Origin of the sequence: Nocardiopsis codii, from assembly GCF_036327455.1 — a bacterium.
Lineage (GTDB): Bacteria > Actinomycetota > Actinomycetes > Streptosporangiales > Streptosporangiaceae > Nocardiopsis > Nocardiopsis codii.
On the sequence record NZ_JAUZMY010000032.1, the window covers coordinates 43,348 to 62,002 of the forward strand.

The following is an 18,655-nucleotide window of genomic DNA, read 5'->3' on the forward strand; positions in this document are numbered from 1 at the left end:
TTCGCTGGGGCGGATGTGTCGCCCACCCGCCCTGTGTGCCCCTGCCCCCGCACCCGCGCCTGCCCCAGGAGTCACCGTGCGCCCCCTCGACCTGGACCGCCGAACCGTCCGCCGCCTGGCGGTCACCCGCCAGCGCCTGGCCGGGCCCCGTCCGACCGCCGGCCCCGACGGGCTGCGGGAGGTCCTGCGCGCCCTGCGCTGCCTCCAGCTGGACCCCGTCGGCGTGGTCGCCCGGAGCCACCTCCTGGTGCTGTGGAGCAGGGTGGGGCACTTCGACGAGGCCGACCTGGACACGCTGATGTGGGACGAGCGGTGGCTGTTCGAGTACTGGGCCCACGCGGCGTCGATCGTGCTGACCGAGGACCGCGCGCTGCACCGGGGGCTGATGCGCCGCTACCCGGCGGGCGCCTCCCCGTACGGTCGGCGCCTGGTGGCCTGGACCGAGGCCAACGCGGAACTGCGGGAGCACGTCCTCCAGCGCCTGGAGGACGAGGGTCCCCTGCCCGTCGGCGGGTTCGAGGACCGCTCCGCCCTCGCCTGGGAGTCCAGCGGATGGACCGGGGGGCGCAACGTGGAGCGCATGCTCGACCTGTTGTGGACCCAGGGACGGGTGATGGTGGCCGGCCGCGAGGGACGCAGACGCCTGTGGGACCTGGCCGACCGGTGCCTGCCCGCGTGGACCGACCGGACCGAGTTGGCCGACGCGGACATCGTGTCGCTGTCGGCCGAGCACGCCCTGCGGGCCCTGGGAGCCGGACGCGCGAGGGACGTCGTGAGGCACTTCGTCCGGGGCCGGTACGACGGCCTGGCGGAGGTGCTCGACCGGTTGGAGGCGGACGGCCGGGTGGTGCGGGCCCGGGTGGAGGGCGCCGATCCGGAGGAGCCGTGGTTCGTGCACGCGGACGTCCTGCCCCTGCTGGAGGCGGTCGACGGCGGTTCCTGGGGGCCCAGGACGGTCCTGCTGTCGCCGTTCGACAACCTGCTCTGCGACCGGGAGCGGACCGAGCTGCTGTGGGGTTTCCGCTTCCGCACCGAGATGTACGTGCCCAGGGCCAGGAGGGAGTTCGGCTACTACGTGCTGCCCGTCCTGCACGGCGACCTGCTGGTCGGCCGGATCGCGGCCAGGTTCGACCGGCGGAGCGGCGTCCTGGACCTGGAGAACGTGTACGCCGAGCCCGGCTCCGCCCCGGGAACGGGGACGGGGACGGGCGGGACCGTGCCCGCGCCGGCCGGGGCCGCCGCCGAGGAGGTCGCGGACGCCGCGGAGGGCGTCGCGGGCGCGGTCGCCGACCTGGCCGGGTTCCTGGGGGCGGGGAGGGTCACCTGTTCCGGCGCGGTGCCCGCGCCCTGGCGTGAGGCGCTGCGGCGGGTCGAGGCCGCGCCCGTCCCCTGAGCCGCACCCGCCCCTTCCCCGACCGGGTCCGCCCAGGTCGGGGGCGGCGGGCCGCCCCTTCCTCTTTCCCGATATTTACTACCGATTTAGTATGCATTAGCCTCGTGGGGTGACCACCACAGCGTGCCCCCGGCGTCCGCTCCGCATCGCGCTCGTCGGCGCCGGTCCCCGGGCCACCTCCCTCCTGGAACGGATCGCCGCCAACATCCCCGAACTCCTCCCCGACGACGACCTGGAGGTCTTCGTCGTCGATCCGCACCCGCCCGGCGGAGGCCGGATCTGGCGGCACGCGCAGTCGCCGTGGCTGTGGATGAACACGACGGCGAACGACTGCACGATGTTCACCGACGCGTCGGTGGTGTGCGCGGGCCCGCTGGCCCCGGGCCCCACCCTGACCGAGTGGGCCCGGGACCTCGCCGCGGACCGCCTGAGCAGACCGCCCGGGTTCACGTCGGACGAGGCCGACCTCGCCGAGGCACGCCGGGTTCACCCCGGCTGGTTCGCCACCCGCAGGTTCCAGAGCCGGTACCTGTCCTGGGTGTTCCACCACGTGGCGGAGCGCTCCCCGGCGCGGATGGCCGTCCGCCCGGTGACCGCCCGCGTGGTGGACCTGCGCGACCTGCCCGACGGGCGCCAGCGCCTGTTCCTCGACCGGGGTCCTGCGCCGGACCCGGGGGCCGCCGACACGGAACACCCGGACGGCCGATCCGCACCCGGCCGGGCGGACACCCTGGACGCGGACGTCGTCGTGCTGGCGCAGGGCAGCACCGGCACCGACCCCACGGACGAGGAGCGTCGGCTCGCCCGGCACGCCGCCGCGCACGGCCTCGTCCACGTGCCGACCGCCTCCACCGCCGACATCTCCCTCGACGCGGTGCCGCCCGGCGAGCCCGCCCTCCTGCGGGGCATGGGGCTCGCGTTCGTGGACACCGTCGTGCTCCTGACCTCCGGTCGGGGCGGCACCTTCCACCGCACCCCGGACGGGACCCTGCGCTACTCCCCGTCCGGGGACGAACCCCTCCTGTACGCCGGTTCGCGGCGCGGGGTGCCCTACCACTCCAAACTCCACTACGACCTGCCCGGACCGCGCCCGGAGCTGCCCCGGCACGTGAGCGCGCACGCCCTGGACGCGCTCGGGCCCGACCCCCTGGACCTGCGGGACGACGTGTGGCCACTGGTCGTGCGCGAGCTGTCCCACGCCCACTACCGGGAGCTGGCGCTGTCGCACCCCGAACGGCTGGCGATCGGCGCGGACGAGTTCGTCGAACGGCTGGACTCCCTGGACTGGGCGGGTGCCCAGCTCAAGGAGCTGGTCGCCGAGGCGGTGCGCGAGGACGGGGACCGGTTCGACGTCGAGCGGATCGACCGGCCCCTGGCGGGGCTCCGGTTCGCCGACCACGACGCGCTCGGCGCGTGGCTGGACGGCTACGTCTCCGCCGACCTGGAGCGCCGGCGCGACCCGGCGCACAGCATGGACCTGGCGGTGTTCTTCGCGCTGCTGTCGGTGTTCGCGGTGATCGCCGATGCGGTCGGCGCCGAACGGATCTCCCAGGAGTCCGCGGCACGGGACCTGCCCGGGTTCACCGGCTTCTTCAGCTACCTGGCCAGCGGTCCGCCCGGCCCGCGCCTGGAGGAGGTCCTGGCCCTCGCCCGGGCCGGGGTACTGCGGTTCGTCGGCGCCGACATGGAGGTCGACACCCCGGAGGGCTTCTTCCTCGCGAGGTCGTCCAGCACGGACGCGACGGTCGCGGCCAGGACTCTGCTGGAGGCCAGGCTTCCCGCGCCGTCGCTGGAGCGGACCACCGATCCGCTGCTGCTGGCCCTGCGCTCGCGCGGGGAGATCCGGGAACGGCCCCGCACCGGGCTCATCGACGCCGACCCGGCCGACCAGCGGCTGTCACGGGCCGACGGGACGCCGCACCCCTCGCGGTTCGGCGCGGGCGTGCTGGTCGCGGGGGGCGTGGGCGCGGGCGGGTTCTCCCGTCCGCACACCAACGCGGGGTTCTTCCGCCAGAACGACGCTCTCGCCCGCACCCTCCTGGGCAGCCTCCGGCCGTGACGCCTCGGGCCCGCGCCCCGCGCGCGGTGGGCCGGGTCCGGCGCCGGGTGCGACCGGCCGTGAGCCCGCGCGGGGACGTCCCCGCGCGGGGCGGCTCCTACAGGTACCCCAGCGCGTCCAGCAGGACGACGAGCAGGGCGGCCACCGCGACGAGCAGGACCAGGACGCCGAGGATCGCCAGGGCCAGCAGGACGGGGTGCCGCTCGGTCCACGACAGGACATGCGGGTGGGTCTGCGCCAACTCGCCATAGGTGACCGGCCGGTCGGGTCCCTCGCACGGCACGGCGAGTGCGTCCACCAGGAGGTCCATGTCCTGGGTCGTGTAGTTCGCGCCGTACAGCCTGATGATCACGTCGTTCTTCGCGTCGAGCACGTACAGGGTCTCGTTGGAACCCGCGCGGGGCACGACGACGACCGCTCGGACCAGGCGGGCGATGTGCACCCTGGGCCGGCGCCGTTGGAAGCCCAGCCCCTTCTCGACGATCTCGTACGGGGTCAGGACGATGCTGGAACGGTGCGCGTGCCACAGCATCAGCGAGATCATGACGGCGAACAGTGCGCCCGTGATCAGGCCCGCCATGGGCGCGAGCCTCACCCAGATGCCGACGGTCGCCACCACGGCGGGCACCGAGGCGAAGGCCAGCCTGGTCCAGACCCTGCGACGGCTGGGGTTCAGTACGAGTGCGTCCTGCACATGGCTCACGGGGGCCACCGCCCTTTCTTCAGTTCTCACCGAGATTGTGACACAGTGACGCCAAAGTCCGTTCCGCACCGGCCGCTCCCGCGGACCAGACCCGGTCCAGTGCGCCGGGGCCGTGTCAGCCGAGCAGGAACGCGACGGTGACCAGGACCGGGACGGTCAGGGCGGTGGTCAGCATGACCGCCTCACGGGCGAGCACCTCACCGGTCCGGTAGTGGGCGGCGTAGTTGAACACGTTCTGGGCGGTGGGCAGGGCGGCCAGCACCACCACCGCGAACAGGGCCGATCCCTCCATGCCGAACACCAGGGCTCCCAACGCCCAGGCGGCCAGCGGGTGGCCGACCGACTTCAACGCCACCGCCACCAGCACCGGCGCCTGATCGGGGCCGGCCCGTCCGGGCAGCGGGCTGCCGTACAGGGAGATGCCGAACGCCAGCAGCATCGCCGGGACCGCCATCCCGGCGACCAGGTCGAACGGCTCCATCAGCGGTCCGGGCAGAACCAGGCCCGAGACCGACGACGCCACCCCGGCCAGGGACGCGATCACCACCGGGTTGCGCACCGGAGTTCCCACGGATCGGCGCAGAACCGGCCAGAACCCGCGCACCCGCCCGTTGCTCAGATCCAGCACGGTCAAGGAGACCGGGGTCAGCACCAGCATCTGGAACAGCATGATCGAGGCGACCAGCGAGGCGTCACCGAGGACGTAGGCGGAGATGGGGATGCCGAGGTTGCCCGCGTTGACGAAGGAGGACCCGAGCGCCCCCATCGTCGTACGTCCCGCACCCCAGCCCCGGACGAGTCCGACCGCGACGAAGACCAGCGCCATGAGCAGCACGCTCAGGACACTCACCACGGCCAGCGGCGACAACAGGACGGACATGTCCGTGCGGGACAGGATGGTGAACAGCAGCGCGGGGTTGGCCACGTAGAACGCCAGCTTGTTGAGGACCTCCATGCCCCCCGCCCCCAGGAGGGAGAACCGCCCGAGCACGTAGCCGGTGAGGACCACACTGAGGATGACCCCGAACCCCACGATGACCCCGGACAAGGTGCGCCCCCGAACTACCGTGCGGCCGAAGACGGGCCACGCTATCGAAGGTCGTCCGCATCGGCCACGGCCCACGTCACACCGACGGCGTCGTGCGCGGCGGCCCGTGCCCCCGCCCGGGGCGGGTTGACCGGGGCCGCCCCGGGGGACGAAGCTCCCCCACGGTCGGGGATCCCCGGCCGGCCTCGCGGGGGGCCGCGGACAGGAGGACGGACATGGCGGAGACACGACCGGAGGCGGGCCCGCCCCGCCCGCCGGAGGGCACCGGGGCCGGGACGAGGGGGCCCTCACCGTGGGACCGGCCCGAACCGGAGGAGATCGCGACCGCGCGGATGGTGCTGGAACCCCTCACCCCCGGGCACGCGGGGCCGATGCTCCCCGTGCTGGGCGATCCGGCGCTCTACGCGTTCACCGGAGGCGAGCCCCCGACACCGGACGGGCTCAGGCGCCGCTACACGCTCCAGTCGGCCGGGTCCCCCGACCGGGACCGGTCGTGGTTCAACTGGATCCTGTACGTGCGGGGCGAGGGCCTGCCCGCGGGGTTCGTGCAGGCCACGGTGGATCACGGACCCGCGGGTCCGGTCGCTGACCTGGCATGGGTGGTCGGTGTGCCCCACCAGGGCCGGGGGCTGGCCACCGAGGCCGCGCTGGGGATGCGCGACTGGCTGGCCGCCCACGGCGTCCGCGCCTTCAGGGCGTCGATCCACCCCCTGCACGACGCCTCGGCGGGGGTCGCGAGGAGGCTGGGCCTGACACCCGCCCCGGGCGTGGACGAGGACGGGGAGGTGCGCTGGGCGTCCGCGGGCTGAGGCCCGGCGGCCCCGCGACGCTCCTCCCTCACAGGCCCGGGACGCTCCGGGGCACGGAGGAGCACCCGCACGGAACCCGCCGCGCCTTCTCCGCCCACGCCCGGCACCCCGCCCCGCGCCGGTTCCTCCGTGACCAGGACGCGTGCGCGCCGCGCTGTCCTGAACGTCGGCGCGCCCCGGCCGCCCTCGGGGCGCACCCGGCCCCGTCAGAGCAGGGGGCGCAGCTCGTCCTGGCACCAGGCGGCCAGGGTGGTCGGCGTCGTGGTCTCCGCGGTCCGGGACTGCTCCGGGGTGAACCCGTCCCGGAGCCCCGTGGACATGCCCATGACCGCCTCGACGAGCCCGGCCCCCAGTCCCGCGCCCGCGAGGGCGTCCCGCATCCGCTCGTCGGGGACGCGCTCGGCCCGCACGGAGTGGCCGGTGACGTCCGAGACGACCGCCGCGGCCTGCTCCCAGGTCAGGTCGGCGGGGCCGTGCACGGCCTGGACGACCCTGCCGGTCCAGTCCTGGTTGAGGAGGCGTCCCACGGCGGTGTCGGCGATGTCGCGCGGCGCGACCCACGGCATCGGGTGGTCCACCGGCAGCACGACCCGGACGGTGCCGGAGCGGATGGCGTCCAGCTCCATCACCAGGTTGCTGAAGAAGAACCCGCAGCGCAGGTGCACCACGTCCGCGCCGGTGTCGTCGAGCAGCTGCTCGGTGCGGGCCAGCCCGTCGATCTCCCCGGCTCCGGAGCGGCGCTCCGCCCCGACGCTGCTCAGGAAGACGACGCGGCGGATGCCGTTGGCGGTGACGGCACGGGCGGCGTGTGCGCCGAACCGGGCGTACTCGGCGACCGGGTCGTCGGACGGGGTCGGCGGGTCGACCCAGAACAGGGAATCGACACCCGCGGTCGCGGCCACGACCGCGTCGCCGTCGCCCTGGTCGACGGCGACGGCGTCCACCAGGCCGGCGATCGCCGGGTCGAGCCTCGCCGGGTCGCGCACGAGCACCAGCGGGCGCACACCCGCCCGGATCAGGCCGGTGACGACGTGGCGGCCCACGTTGCCGGTGGGGGTGGTCACGGCGATGCGCATCGGTGTCTCCTCGTGTTCGTGTTCCGCTCCGTGGCGGCTCGTCTCGCACGCTACGAGGGGTTGTGGCCGGATTCCGGCCACAACACGGAGCGGTCCGCCGACGGAGACGGAAGGGCTGTCCCCGCGGTGCGGCCCGAGGAGGCGGAGGGGCGTCCGAGGTCGTGTTCTTCGCATCCTTCCGGGCTCGCGTCCGCCAGGCTTCCTCTCGCCGCGCCTCTGCGCTCGTCAAGCCCTACCGGGCCGAACGTCGCACATCGTCGTGCGAGAGATCGCCCGGACGGCCGCTCGCCGACCCGGAAGCCTCCTGAAACACTCCCTAGGCGTCCGGGGAGGCGACCGCCCGCGCGAGCCACCCGCGGCTCCGGCGCGAGAAGTCCTCCGCCACGGGCGCTTCGGGCGCCCACGCCTCGAAGCCGTGGGGCGCGCCGGGCGCGATCTCCAGCTCGCAGTCCACTCCGGCCTCGCGCAGTCGCCGCGCGTAGCCGGTGGCCTCGTCGAAGAACAGGTCGATGTCGCCCACCCCGATCCACGCCGGGGGCAGCCCGCGCAGGTCGTCGCGCCGGGCGGCCACCGCGTAGGGCTCGGTCTCGCCGCCCGGTTCCCGCCCCAGGTAGGCGCTCCAGCCGAACCGGTTGAGGCGGTTGTTCCAGACCCAGTGCCGCTCTTCGTCCAGCTCGGTCCGGGCCGCCGTCCGGTCGTCGAGCATGGGACAGCCGAGGAGCTGCGCGCGGGGTTGGACCCCGCCGCGGTCGTGGATGCGGTGCACCAGGCACGCGGCGAGGCCTCCGCCCGCGCTCTGCCCCCCGACGACGATCCGGGCGGGGTCCACCCCGAGCCGTTCGCACGAGCTCTGGAACCAGTCCCAGGCGGCGACGCAGTCGTCGACCGCGGCCGGGAACGGCTCCTCCGGCGCGAGCCGGTAGTCGACCGAGACCACGACGAGGCCCAGGTCGCGCGCCACGGTGGAGCAGAAGCGGTCGTCCTGCGAGGGCTGGCCGATGACCAGGCCGCCGCCGTGCACCCACAGCAGCCCGGCCCCGGACGCACCCGACTCGGGCTCGTAGACGCGCACGGCGACGCCGTCCTCGGACAGGTCGCGGAACAGGACGCCGTCGACCACGGCGTCCTTGCTGAGACCGCGCTGGGCGGCTCTCAGCATCCGCCGCACGCGCGGCCGGTGCAGCGGCAGGACGGGAACCCTCCGCACCGCCTGGCGCAGTTCGGGGTGCACCCTCGTCAGTTCCATGGTCCGCTCCTGTCGACGGCCGCCCTCGCACGGCCCCGCCTCGTCATCGCCAACCTACTGCCCGCGACCGCCCGGCCCGCGACCGGTCGCCCCGTACCGGAGACCGGTCAGGGTCGCGCGCGGGTCGGCACGCCCGGGTGGGGTCGGCGGCACGACGGCGGCGGCGTCCGGCGGAACGCGGCCGGTTCGCGCCCGCCCCCGACCGAGGGGGCGGCCCCCGGCGCGCACGCTCCCCTGCCGGCGCCGGGCCGCCCTCGCGGCGGTCGCCCGCCGTCCCCGGACGCCTGCGGGCCGTCGGCGCGAGCGGACGCGGCGGTGGGGATCCTCGGCGCCGCGCGGGCGGACCCCTGCCCTACTTGAGCGAGGTCACGGTCCGCCGGACGGGGCGGCGCCGCTGCCCGTCGGAGAAGTACTCGGGCGAGACCGCCCGGATGCGTTCCACGTCCTCGAACACGGCGCGCAGGTGCGAGCGGAGCGCTCGGACCGCGTCGTCGAGGTCTCCCGCCTCGATCGCGTCCACCACCTGCGTGTGCTGCTCGGCGAGCTCCCGCATCGGCCGCGTGTCGATCAGGCTCAGCCGCCGCGCGCGGTCCAGGTGGGCCTTGGCCGCGTTGACGGTCCGCCAGGCGCTCTCGTGCCCGGCCAGGGCCAGGAGGGCCCGGTGGAACTCCTCGTCCAGCGCGAAGAACCGGTCGTGGTCCCCCGCGGCCTCGGCGTCGTGCTGCGCCCGGAGGTTGTCCCTCAGGTCGGCCACGTGCGCGGGGGAGAACGGGGGCTCGGCCTGGGCGAGGGAGGTGCACTCGACCGCCTCCCGGATGAACTGCGCCTGGCCCACGCGCTCGGGGTCCACGAGGGAGACGAAACTCCCGACCTGCGGGTAGACCTCCACGAGCCCCTCCTCCCGCAGGAGGATGAGGCTCTCGCGCACGGGGGTGCGGCTCACCGCGAGCTCCGCGGCGAGTTCGTTCTCGGAGAGCGGCGCCCCGGGTTTGAGCTCCAGGGTGATGACCGCGCGACGGATGGTGTCCAAGGTGCGGTCCCGTGCGGACAGCAGGGGTCCCCCGGAGCGGGTGTCGTCAGCCATACCAGGAAGTCTACCGCCATTGACGCCACTGGTATACCAGTGCTTGTATACCAGTTGCCGTGACGTTCACACCCGGTTTCCCGGGGATGTCACCGCAGGTAGAAGCCGTCCGACAAAGGAACCTCCCATGACCGAACAGGCGCCACCACCGACCCCCGCGGGACAGGGCGAACGCAGCACACGGGACCTCACGAAGGCCTCGGTCTCCGGGTGGCTCGGAACCGCCATGGAGTTCATGGACTTCCAGCTCTACTCCCTGGCCGCCGCCCTGGTCTTCAACCAGATCTTCTTCCCCGACCTCAACCCGGCGATCGGCCTGATCGCGGCGATGGGCACCTACGGTGTCGGCTACGTCGCCCGCCTCGCCGGAGCGGTCTACTTCGGCCGCATGGGCGACCGGCTCGGGCCGAAGAAGGTCCTGTTCATCACCGTCGCGCTCATGGGCGTCTCCACCACGCTGATCGGCGCCCTGCCGACCTACCAGCAGGTGGGGCTCCTCGCCCCGATCATGCTCGTGGGCCTGCGCCTGGCACAGGGCTTCGGGGCGGGCGCCGAGATCGCGGGCGCCACGGTCATGCTGGCGGAGTACGCCCCCGCCAGGCGGCGCGGGTTCATCGCCTCCCTGGTGTGCCTGGGGACCAACTCCGGGACCCTGGGCGCCTCGGCGATCTGGGCGGTCCTGGTGTTCGCCCTCTCCGAGGCCGAACTGCTGGCCTGGGGCTGGCGCATCCCGTTCCTGGCCAGCGCCCTGCTCCTGCTCCTGGCCCTGTGGATCCGCCACTCCGTCAAGGAAAGCCCGGTCTTCGAGCAGCGCGAGGACATCGTCGACGGTGTGGCCATGTCCCGCGAGGAGCTCGCCGCGACCGCCGTGGAGAAGGACACGAGCACCCTGGAGGCCGCCCTCCACCAGCGCAAGGGCCGCGCCTTCCTCATCGCCCTGGGCCTGCGCTTCGGCCAGGCGGGCAACTCCGGCATCGTCCAGACGTTCCTGGTCGGCTACCTCAGCGCCACCCTGCTGATGGACGGCTCGGTCGGCACGTCCGCCATCGTGTACGGCTCCCTGCTCGGCTTCGTCACCGTGCCCCTCGTCGGCGTGCTCGGCGACCGCTTCGGCCGCCGCCCCCTCTACTTCTGCCTGACGGTCGCGAGCATGCTCTTCGCCGTGCCCATGATGCTGATGATCAACTCCGGCGACGTCGTCCTCGTGACCGTCGCGATGGTCGTCGGCCTCAACCTCTCGGTCCTCGGCCTGTTCTCGGTGGAGAGCGTCACCATGGCCGAGCTGTTCGGGGCGCGCACCCGCTTCACCCAGCTGGCACTGGCCAAGGAGATCGGGGGCGTCCTCGCCACCGCCATCGGCCCGGTGCTGGCCGCGACGCTCACCGCGGTGACCGGGTCCTGGTGGCCCCTGGCCGCCATGATCATCACCTACTCCCTGATCACCCTCGTCTCCACGTACTTCATGCCCGAGGTGCGCGGACGCGACCTGGTTCGACTGGAGGACGCCGTATGAGGGCCGTCACCGTACACGGGGCCGGAGACCTGAGGGTCGACGAGCGCCCCGCACCCGAGCCCGGCGAGGGGCAGGTGGTCCTCGCAGTGGAGTGGGGCGGCATCTGCGGATCCGACATCGCCTACTGGCGCCACGGGCGCTCCGGCACCGCCGTCCTGCGCGACCCCCTGGTCCTGGGGCACGAGATCGCCGGACGCGTCGTCCGGGTCGGCCCCGGTGTGAGCGGGGTCGAGGAGGGCCTGCCCGTCACCGTCCACCCGGCGGAGCTGGTCGGGGACGGGCGCATGCCCGAGAGGCTGGCGGGGCGCACCAACCTGTACCCGCGGGTGCGGTACTTCGGGTCGGCGGCGTTCCACCCGCACACCGACGGCGGTTTCAGCGAGTTCAGGGCCGTGCGCGCCGAACAGCTCCGCCCCCTCCCCGACGGGGTCGGCACGCGCGAGGGCGCGTTGGCGGAGCCGCTGGCCGTGGCCCTGCACGCCGTGTCCCGCGCCGGGGACGTCACCGGCCGGGACGTGACCGTCAACGGGGCCGGCCCCATCGGCTCGCTCGTGGCGGCCGCCCTCAAACACGCCGGGGCCGGGCGGGTCACCGTCGCCGACATCGACGCGGCGTCGCTGGCGGTCGCCGGGGCCATGGGCGCGGACGAGCTCCGCGACGTCTCCCGGGGCGAGCCCCTGCCCGAGGACGCCGAGATCGTCATCGAGGCGTCCGGCGCTCCGGGGGCGCTCGGCGCCGTCCTGCGCTCGACCGCCCGGGGAGGGACCGTCGTGCAGGTGGGCAACCTCCCCGGGACGGAGGCCGCCGCGGTCCTGGGCGACCTCGTGACCCGGGAGATCGTCTGGAAGGGCTCCTACCGCTTCGTCGACGAGATCGACGGCGCCCTCACCGCGATGGCCGAGGGTCTCGACGTCGGCCCGCTGATGACCCACACTTTCCCCCTGGACCGTGCCGAGGAGGCGATGCGCGTGGCCGCCGACCCCGCCTCGGGCAGCAGCAAGGTCATGCTGCGGTTCGGTCCCCCCGACCACCCCGTACTCCCCGGAAAGGGCACCCTGTGAAGATCACGGACGCACGTGTCGTCGTCTCGTCCCCCGGCCGCAACTACGTCACCCTGGTCATCGAGACCGAGGACGGCGTCACCGGCGTCGGCGACGCCACGCTGAACGGGCGCGAGCTGTCGGTCGCCTCCTACCTGCGCGACCACCTGTGCCCGCTCCTCATCGGCCGGGACGCGCGCCGTATCGAGGACACCTGGCAGTACCTCTACAAGGGCGCGTACTGGCGCCGCGGCCCGGTGACGATGACCGCGATCGCGGCCGTGGACGTGGCCCTGTGGGACATCAAGGGCAAGGCCGCGGGGATGCCCGTCTACCAGCTGCTGGGCGGCGCCGCCCGGGACGGCGTCATGGTCTACGGGCATGCCAGCGGCTCCTCGCTCGACGACCTGGGCGCGGACTTCCAGCGCCACCTCGACCTCGGGTACAAGGCGATCCGCGTCCAGGCGGCGGTGCCCGGCCTGGACAAGACCTACGGCATCGCGGGCGCCGGCGGCCGGGTGTACGAGCCCGCCAGCGGCAACCGTCCCCAGGAGGACGCCTGGGAGACCTCGCTCTACCTCGACTTCGCGCCGACCATGCTCCGGCACGTCCGCGAGGAGTTCGGCTACGGCGTGCACGTGCTCCACGACGTCCACCACCGGCTCAGCCCGATCGAGGCGGGCCGCCTGGGCGCGGCGCTCGAACCCTACCGGCCGTTCTGGATGGAGGACCCGACCCCGGCGGAGGACCAGTCGGCCTTCCGCCTGATCCGGCAGCACACCACCACCCCCGTCGCGGTGGGCGAGGTGTTCAACTCGATCTGGGACTGCCAGCAGCTGATCACCGAACGGCTCATCGACTACATCCGCACGTCGGTGTCCCACACCGGGGGTATCACCCACCTGCGCCGCGTGTTCTCCCTCGCCGACCTGTACGGGGTGCGGTCCGGCTCCCACGGTGCCGGGGACCTGTCCCCGATCGCCATGGCGGCGGCCCTGCACGTCGACCTGAGCATCCCCAACTTCGGCATCCAGGAGTACATGGGCCACACGGGCCCCTTCGACGAGGTGTTCCGCACCGGCTACACCTTCTCCGACGGGTACATGCACCCGGGCGAGGCGCCGGGCCTCGGCGTGGAGTTCGACGAGGAGGCGGCCTCCCGCCACCCCTACGACCCCCGCTACCTGCCGGTCAACCGGCGCCTGGACGGAACGGTGCACGACTGGTGACCGCTCACGAACTCGACGTCGTCGTCCTGGGCGAGGTCCTCCTGGAGGTGGCCACCGACGAACCGGTGGCCCACGGGGTTCCCGCCCGCCTCGGGGTGTCCGGCGACGCCCTCAACGTCGCCGCGGCGGCTGCCCGGGCGGGCGCCCGGGTCGGCCTGGCCGCGGTCCTGACCGACGACTCCCTGGGCCGGGCGATCGCCGACCGCGTCGCCGAACTGGGCGTCTCCACGGCACTGCTGCGCTTCCGCCCCGGGCAGCAGGGCGTCTACCTGGTCCACAGCGACCCCGAGGGGGAGCGGGCGTTCTCCTACGCCCGCAGCGGGAGCGTCGGATCGACGCTGTGCCCCACCGACCTGGACGAGCAGGCCCTGTCCGCCGCCAACGCTGTCGTGGCGTCGGGCATCGCCTGCGCCGTCTCCGCGAGCGCGCACGAGGCGGTCAGGGCGGCGGCCCGCCTGGCCCGGAGGTTCGTGTTCGACCCCAACCACCGGCCGGCTCTGACCACGCGGGAGGCCGCGGCCGCGGTCCTGGCCGAGTTCGCGCCCCTCGCCCACCTCGTCACCCCCTCCCACCCTGGAGAGACCTCGTCCCTCCTCCGGAGCGCGTCACCGCCGGAGGCCGCACAGCGCCTCCTGGACGGGGGCGCCCGGCACGTCGCGGTGACGTGCGGGTCCCGCGGCGTCCACCTCGCCACGGCCGAGGGGAGCACCTGGGTCGACGCGGTCCCGGCTCCCCTGGTCGTGGACCAGACGGGCGCGGGGGACGCGTTCCTGGGGACCCTGAGCGCCCGCATGGTCCTGGGGGACGGATTCGAGCAGGCGGCCCGGCTCGCCGCCGCGGTCGCCAGCCTCAACGTCGGTGGACGCGGCGGGACGGGGCTGCTGCCCACCCTGGAACAGGCGCGCGCCCACGCGGCGCGGACGGGAGCGGAACGATGAACAGACTGGACCCGGCCTCCCTCGGCCGCTCGGGACGCTCCCCCGCCCTGGACCGGGACGCTCTGCGCACGGGGGTGGTCCACCTCGGCGCGGGGGCGTTCTTCCGCGCCCACACCGCCGTGTACACCGAGGACGCCATGCTGGCCACCGGGGACACCTCGTGGGGGATCGGCGCGGTGACCGGTCGGTCGGCGCGCGTGTGGGAGCAGATGGCGCCGCAGGACGGACTGTTCACCGTGACCGAGCGCGGCTCGGGGAGCGGCGCCGTCCGTGTGGTCTCCTCCGTCACCGGGACCCTCGCCGGGCCGCGCGACCCCCGGGCCGTCGTGGAGCTCATCGGGGCCCCGGGCACGCGGGTCGTGACCCTCACCGTCACGGAGAAGGGCTACCGGGCCGCCCCCCTGACCGGCCGCCTGGACGTACGGGACCCGTCGGTGCGGGCGGACCTGGACGGTGCTCCCCCGCTCACGTCCGTCGGCCAGATCGCCCGGGGCCTCCAGCTCAGGATGCTCCGGGACGCGGGCCCGATCACCGTGGTCTCCTGCGACAACCTGTCCGGGAACGGGGACCGCACGGGCGCGCTGGTCGCGGACTTCGCCGACGCCCTGCCCGGGGCCGAGGGTGACCGGCTGCGGGCCTGGGTTGCGGAGTCGGTCTGCTTCCCCAACACGATGGTCGACCGGATGGTCCCGGCCACCACCCCGGAGGACCTCGACCGGGTGGAGGCGGCCCTGGGCCTGCGCGACGAGGCCGCGGTGATCGCCGAGCCCTTCCGCCAGTGGGTGATCGAGGACCGCTTCGCGGCGGCACGGCCCCGGTGGGAGAGCGCGGGGGCGCTCCTCACCGACGACGTCCTCCCCTGGGAGGAGACCAAGCTCCGCATCCTCAACGCCGGGCACTCGCTGCTCGCCTACCTGGGGCTCTCACTCGGGCACCGCACCATCGCCGAGTGCGCGGCCGACACCGTCGCGGCCACGGCGGTGCACAGGCTCGTCCACGAGGAGGCCCTGCCCTCGCTGCGCCTGCCCGAGGGGCTCGACGGTCCCGCCTACGCGGAGTCGGTCCTGGCGCGGTTCGCCAACCCCGCGCTGGGCCACACGACCGCGAAGGTCGCCGCCGACGGCTCCCAGAAGATCGGCCCGCGCCTGCTCCCCACGATCCGGGCGGTCAGGGAGCGGGGCGGCGAACCCCGCTGGGGCGCTCTGGCGGTGGCGGCCTGGATGCACCACGTCGCCACCGCCGGGCCCCGGGTGGAGGACCCGCTGGCCGCCACCCTCGCCGGGCTGCTGCCCGACCGGAGGCGTGCCGCGGACGTGGTCCCGCGGCTGATGGAGGCGGGAGTCTTCCCCGGGGAACTCGTCGCCGACACCGTCTTCACCGGCCTGGCGGCCCACTGGTACGAGCTCATCGACGCCGGGGACACCCGCGCCCTCGGCAAGGAGATCACGCTGTGACGCGAACGGACGCCGTTCTGGGCCGATCCCCGGTCATCCCCGTGGTCACGGTCGACGACCCCGGTCTGGCCGTCCCCCTGGCCGAGGCGCTCCTGGCCGGCGGAGTCGGGGTCGTCGAGATCACCCTGCGCACCCCCGGGGCCCTCTCCGCCGTCCGCGCGGTGGCCCGAGGGGTGCCGGGCATGCTGGTGGGGGTCGGGACGGTGCTCACTCCCCGGCAGGCGGACGCCGCCGTCGAGGCCGGAGCCGACTTCCTCGTCACCCCCGGCACCACACCGGGACTGCTGCGGCACCTGGCCCGGAGCGGGATCGCCGCCCTGCCCGGGGTGGCGACCGTGAGCGAGGTGCTGGCCGCGCGGGAGGAGGGGTTCCTCGCGCAGAAGGCCTTCCCCGCCACGGCCCTGGGACCGGGGTTCCTCACGGCCGTGGCCGGGCCGGTCCCCGACGTCGTGTTCTGCCCGACGGGCGGGATCACGGCCGACAGCGCACCCGACTACCTGGCCGCCCCCAACGCCGCGTGCGTCGGCGGAAGCTGGCTCACCCCGCAGGACGCGGTCCGGGACGGGGACTGGGAGCGCATCACCCGGCTCGCCGCCGAGGCGGTCACGCTCCGCTGAACCGGCCGGACGCCGGCCGATCACGCGAGGGCCGGCCCGCCGCCGACGCGGTCGCCCCTCAGGCCGCCGCCGGGTCCCGGCGGAGGGCGCCCTCCTCCTCACGGGCGCGCAGCCGCGTGTAGAGGACCGGGAGCGCCACGCCCACCGGGGGCATGACCGCCACGGGCAGCAGCACGAGGGCGACGGCGGCCGGGGTGTAGTGGACCAGGGTCGCGGTGACGAAGATGTTCCCGTCGCTGAAACGCATCATGGCCTCCTCGGCGGGGAGGGCGAGGGGCGACGCCGCGAGCAGGAGGAGCGTGAACGCCACCGCGACGGCCGCCGCGGTCAGCAGCCAGAGGCCGGCCGCTCCCGCCTGCGCGCCTCGGGTCAGCGCCCAGGAGCGGCGCACCGCACGCCACACCCCGACGTCCTCGAACACCACGGCGGAGGGGGCCAGGGACAGGCGGACCATGGCGTAGGGGCCCACGCAGCCCGCGGCGAGGGGCAGGCCCAGGCCCACCGCCCAGTCCGCCGCGCCGAAACCGGTGAAGGGGGAGCGCGGCCTCTCGACGCCGGGGATCAGGTCCCGCGCCAGGGAGTCGAACAGGGAGAACGCCACCAGCGCGGCCACGACGACGCACAGCCCGGTCAGCAGCTGCGTCCCGAGGACACGGGGCAGGTGCGGACGCGCACGCCGCCACAGTCCTCCGGCGGGAGGGGCGCCGCTCCCGGACGGGGCGTCGCGGACGGCGGCGGCGTGCGCGGCGTACAGCAGGGTGAGGACCACGGCCAGGAGCAGGAGCAGAAGGAGCACCACGAGGATCCCGGTCAGGGTGAACGTGACGTCGATGTCGCCCGTGGCGGAGAACGGGGGGACCTCCTGGTCGAGGTTGGATCGCACGCGCTCCCGCAGGAGCACGAAGGCGTCCCATGCCAGGGAGAATCCCAGGACCGCGATCGCGGCCACACCGCAGGCGGCCAGGGCCGTCACGGCGAGGGCCGCCCCGTACAGCGGGCGCCCGAGGCGGACGGTGGTCGCCAGCGCCTCCCCCAGCAGGCTCCGCGCACCTTCGTCCCCCGGCGCCGCCGGCCCTCCCGGTTCCGGGGTGTCACGCTGTCCGGTGCTGCCCGCCATGTCGGCCCTGTCCTTCGTCTCGCGCCCCGGGGCGGCCGTGACGGGACCCGCGGACCGCTGCCACGCCGGCCCGGTGGACCGGTGGTCCGCTGCGCCGCGCACGTCCTGATCGCGTGCCCGGTTCCGGGGGGATCAGCGGGTTCGGCACGATACCAGCCGGTCGGCGGGCTCCGGCCCGGCCGGGGCGCGGAAGGCCCGCGGGGACGAGCGCCGTGGACGGCCCGGCCCGCGGTGGCCGGGCCGTCCACGGGCCGGGGGCCTCAGACCGCCGCCTTCCTCCCCCCGATGGCGACCGCCAGGTCGAAGGCGTTCTGCACCGACCCGGTGGCGGCCACGCCCTTGCCGACCACGTCGAACGCGGTGCCGTGCGCCGGTGTGCAGATCGGCACAGGCAGACCGCCCGCGATGGTGACGCCGCCGTCGAAGCCCATCAGCTTCATGGCGATCTGCCCCTGGTCGTGGTACATGGTCAGGATCCCGTCGAAGTCGCCCGCCTTGGCGCGCAGGAAGATCGTGTCCGACGGGAACGGGCCCGCGGCGTCCACGCCGTGGCCGGCCAGGTCGCCCACGGCGGGGCCGATGACGTCGATCTCGTGCCGGCCGAACCGGCCGCTCTCCCCCGCGTGCGGGTTGAGCGCGCACACGCCGATGCGCGGGGCGGCCAGGCCGGAACCGCGCAGGACCCGGTCGAGGAGGAGGCCCGCCTCGACGACGTTGTCGCGGGTGATGCCCGCGTCGACCTCGGCGATGGAGACGTGCGAGGTGACGCGGGCGGTCCACAGGCCCGGCAGCACGTTGAGCTCGGAGGTGAAGGTCTCCACCCCCAGGACCTCCTCGAACCAGCGCAGCTCGTCGTTCTCGGTCATCCCCGCCAGGTGGAGCGAGGACTTGTTGAGGGGGGCGAACAGGATGGCGTCCACCCGTCCGTCCCGGGCCATGTCGAGGGCCACGGCGAGGTTGGCGAGTGCCCAGAGCCCGCCCTCCCGGGTGGCCTTGCGGCGCTCGAAGCCGTCGGTCGTCCCGGCCGGGCGGGCCCCGCTGTTGTCGTAGAGGACGGGGAGTCCCGTGCCGGGTCCGTCCCCGTGGGCGACGGGCAGCCCGGCGTCCTCGCCGGCCGCCCGCAGCTCGTCCGCGTCGGAGATGAGGACGATGTCGGCGGCGTCCGTGTTCTCGCGGCGTGACAGCAGTCGGGCGATCAGTTCGGGGCCGACCCCGGCCGGGTCCCCGAGGGTGATCGCGACGCGGGGACGGGGGGTGGGGGTGGTGGTCATGGCTGCCTTTCCGGAGGGTGGGGCTCGTACGCTGTGCTTCGGGGCGGCCCGGACCGGG

16 protein-coding genes are annotated in these 18,655 nt (G+C 74.5%); 9 read left to right on the top strand and 7 right to left on the bottom strand.

Features of this window, described 5'->3' with window-relative positions:
* Window positions 1-76 precede the first annotated feature (76 nt).
* Entirely contained in the window at window positions 77-1,393 is a 1,317-nt protein-coding gene (locus Q8791_RS25815; RefSeq protein ID WP_330094402.1) for a winged helix-turn-helix domain-containing protein, read from the top strand.
* Between the two features lie 109 nt (window positions 1,394-1,502).
* Window positions 1,503-3,452 carry an FAD/NAD(P)-binding protein gene (locus Q8791_RS25820; protein WP_330094403.1) on the top strand — a complete coding sequence of 650 codons (1,950 nt, stop codon included), beginning with the start codon at window positions 1,503-1,505 and terminating at the stop codon, window positions 3,450-3,452.
* Window positions 3,453-3,549: 97 nt separating this feature from the next.
* Here Q8791_RS25820 and Q8791_RS25825 read toward each other — a convergent pair whose 3' ends face one another.
* Window positions 3,550-4,155 carry a hypothetical protein gene (locus Q8791_RS25825; protein WP_330094404.1) on the bottom strand — a complete coding sequence of 202 codons (606 nt, stop codon included), beginning with the start codon at window positions 4,153-4,155 and terminating at the stop codon, window positions 3,550-3,552.
* A 115-nt stretch (window positions 4,156-4,270) separates the two neighbouring features.
* Window positions 4,271-5,203: an AEC family transporter gene (locus Q8791_RS25830; protein WP_330094405.1), complete on the bottom strand. Its 933-nt coding sequence runs from the start codon at window positions 5,201-5,203 to the stop codon at window positions 4,271-4,273.
* A 215-nt stretch (window positions 5,204-5,418) separates the two neighbouring features.
* Here Q8791_RS25830 and Q8791_RS25835 point away from each other — a divergent pair, with 215 nt between their 5' ends.
* On the top strand, window positions 5,419-6,012 hold the full coding sequence (locus Q8791_RS25835) for a GNAT family N-acetyltransferase (RefSeq protein WP_330094406.1): 594 nt from the start codon (window positions 5,419-5,421) through the stop codon (window positions 6,010-6,012).
* A 206-nt stretch (window positions 6,013-6,218) separates the two neighbouring features.
* Here the strand turns inward: Q8791_RS25835 and Q8791_RS25840 are convergent, their stop codons facing one another.
* The 3 genes from Q8791_RS25840 to Q8791_RS25850 all read right to left on the bottom strand — a co-directional run bounded on the left by Q8791_RS25840 (window position 6,219) and on the right by Q8791_RS25850 (window position 9,418).
* A complete protein-coding gene (locus Q8791_RS25840) occupies window positions 6,219-7,088 on the bottom strand; it encodes an NmrA family NAD(P)-binding protein (protein ID WP_330094407.1) in 870 nt (289 codons plus the stop codon).
* Between the two features lie 316 nt (window positions 7,089-7,404).
* On the bottom strand, window positions 7,405-8,334 hold the full coding sequence (locus Q8791_RS25845; RefSeq protein ID WP_330094408.1) for an alpha/beta hydrolase: 930 nt from the start codon (window positions 8,332-8,334) through the stop codon (window positions 7,405-7,407).
* A gap of 352 nt (window positions 8,335-8,686) precedes the next feature.
* The gene (locus Q8791_RS25850; protein WP_330094409.1) at window positions 8,687-9,418 is read right to left on the bottom strand and encodes a GntR family transcriptional regulator; all 732 of its coding nucleotides are present in this window, start codon (window positions 9,416-9,418) and stop codon (window positions 8,687-8,689) included.
* Window positions 9,419-9,545: 127 nt separating this feature from the next.
* On the opposite strand from Q8791_RS25850, the gene Q8791_RS25855 reads away from it, so the two are divergent.
* Genes Q8791_RS25855 through Q8791_RS25880 form a run of 6 tightly spaced genes read left to right on the top strand, consistent with a single transcriptional unit; the run spans window position 9,546 to window position 16,209 of the window.
* Window positions 9,546-10,931 (top strand): MFS transporter, encoded by a 1,386-nt coding sequence (locus Q8791_RS25855; protein ID WP_330094410.1) that lies wholly within the window; start codon window positions 9,546-9,548, stop codon window positions 10,929-10,931.
* Entirely contained in the window at window positions 10,928-11,992 is a 1,065-nt protein-coding gene (locus tag Q8791_RS25860; protein WP_330094411.1) for an L-idonate 5-dehydrogenase, read from the top strand. The genes Q8791_RS25855 and Q8791_RS25860 overlap by 4 nt, the downstream gene beginning before the upstream one ends.
* Window positions 11,989-13,200: a D-mannonate dehydratase ManD gene (manD, locus tag Q8791_RS25865; protein ID WP_330094412.1), complete on the top strand. Its 1,212-nt coding sequence runs from the start codon at window positions 11,989-11,991 to the stop codon at window positions 13,198-13,200. Before Q8791_RS25860 ends, manD begins: the two co-directional genes overlap by 4 nt.
* Window positions 13,197-14,138 (top strand): PfkB family carbohydrate kinase, encoded by a 942-nt coding sequence (locus tag Q8791_RS25870; protein WP_330094413.1) that lies wholly within the window; start codon window positions 13,197-13,199, stop codon window positions 14,136-14,138. Before manD ends, Q8791_RS25870 begins: the two co-directional genes overlap by 4 nt.
* Window positions 14,135-15,592: a mannitol dehydrogenase family protein gene (locus tag Q8791_RS25875; RefSeq protein WP_330094414.1), complete on the top strand. Its 1,458-nt coding sequence runs from the start codon at window positions 14,135-14,137 to the stop codon at window positions 15,590-15,592. Before Q8791_RS25870 ends, Q8791_RS25875 begins: the two co-directional genes overlap by 4 nt.
* Entirely contained in the window at window positions 15,589-16,209 is a 621-nt protein-coding gene (locus Q8791_RS25880) for a bifunctional 4-hydroxy-2-oxoglutarate aldolase/2-dehydro-3-deoxy-phosphogluconate aldolase (RefSeq protein WP_330094415.1), read from the top strand. Before Q8791_RS25875 ends, Q8791_RS25880 begins: the two co-directional genes overlap by 4 nt.
* 58 nt (window positions 16,210-16,267) lie before the next feature.
* Here the strand turns inward: Q8791_RS25880 and Q8791_RS25885 are convergent, their stop codons facing one another.
* A complete protein-coding gene (locus Q8791_RS25885; protein WP_330094416.1) occupies window positions 16,268-17,326 on the bottom strand; it encodes a hypothetical protein in 1,059 nt (352 codons plus the stop codon).
* Between the two features lie 260 nt (window positions 17,327-17,586).
* The gene (locus Q8791_RS25890) at window positions 17,587-18,597 is read right to left on the bottom strand and encodes a 4-hydroxythreonine-4-phosphate dehydrogenase PdxA (RefSeq protein WP_330094417.1); all 1,011 of its coding nucleotides are present in this window, start codon (window positions 18,595-18,597) and stop codon (window positions 17,587-17,589) included.
* Between the last annotated feature and the right edge of the window lie 58 nt (window positions 18,598-18,655).

Coding starts and splice junctions, on each gene's coding strand:
- Q8791_RS25835 (WP_330094406.1), top strand. CDS start 5,419: ATGGCGGAGACACGACCGGAGGCGGGCCCGCCCCGCCCGCCGGAGGGC.
- Q8791_RS25840 (WP_330094407.1), bottom strand. CDS start 7,088: ATGCGCATCGCCGTGACCACCCCCACCGGCAACGTGGGCCGCCACGTC.
- Q8791_RS25845 (WP_330094408.1), bottom strand. CDS start 8,334: ATGGAACTGACGAGGGTGCACCCCGAACTGCGCCAGGCGGTGCGGAGG.
- Q8791_RS25850 (WP_330094409.1), bottom strand. CDS start 9,418: ATGGCTGACGACACCCGCTCCGGGGGACCCCTGCTGTCCGCACGGGAC.
- Q8791_RS25855 (WP_330094410.1), top strand. CDS start 9,546: ATGACCGAACAGGCGCCACCACCGACCCCCGCGGGACAGGGCGAACGC.
- Q8791_RS25860 (WP_330094411.1), top strand. CDS start 10,928: ATGAGGGCCGTCACCGTACACGGGGCCGGAGACCTGAGGGTCGACGAG.
- Q8791_RS25875 (WP_330094414.1), top strand. CDS start 14,135: ATGAACAGACTGGACCCGGCCTCCCTCGGCCGCTCGGGACGCTCCCCC.
- Q8791_RS25885 (WP_330094416.1), bottom strand. CDS start 17,326: ATGGCGGGCAGCACCGGACAGCGTGACACCCCGGAACCGGGAGGGCCG.
- Q8791_RS25890 (WP_330094417.1), bottom strand. CDS start 18,597: ATGACCACCACCCCCACCCCCCGTCCCCGCGTCGCGATCACCCTCGGG.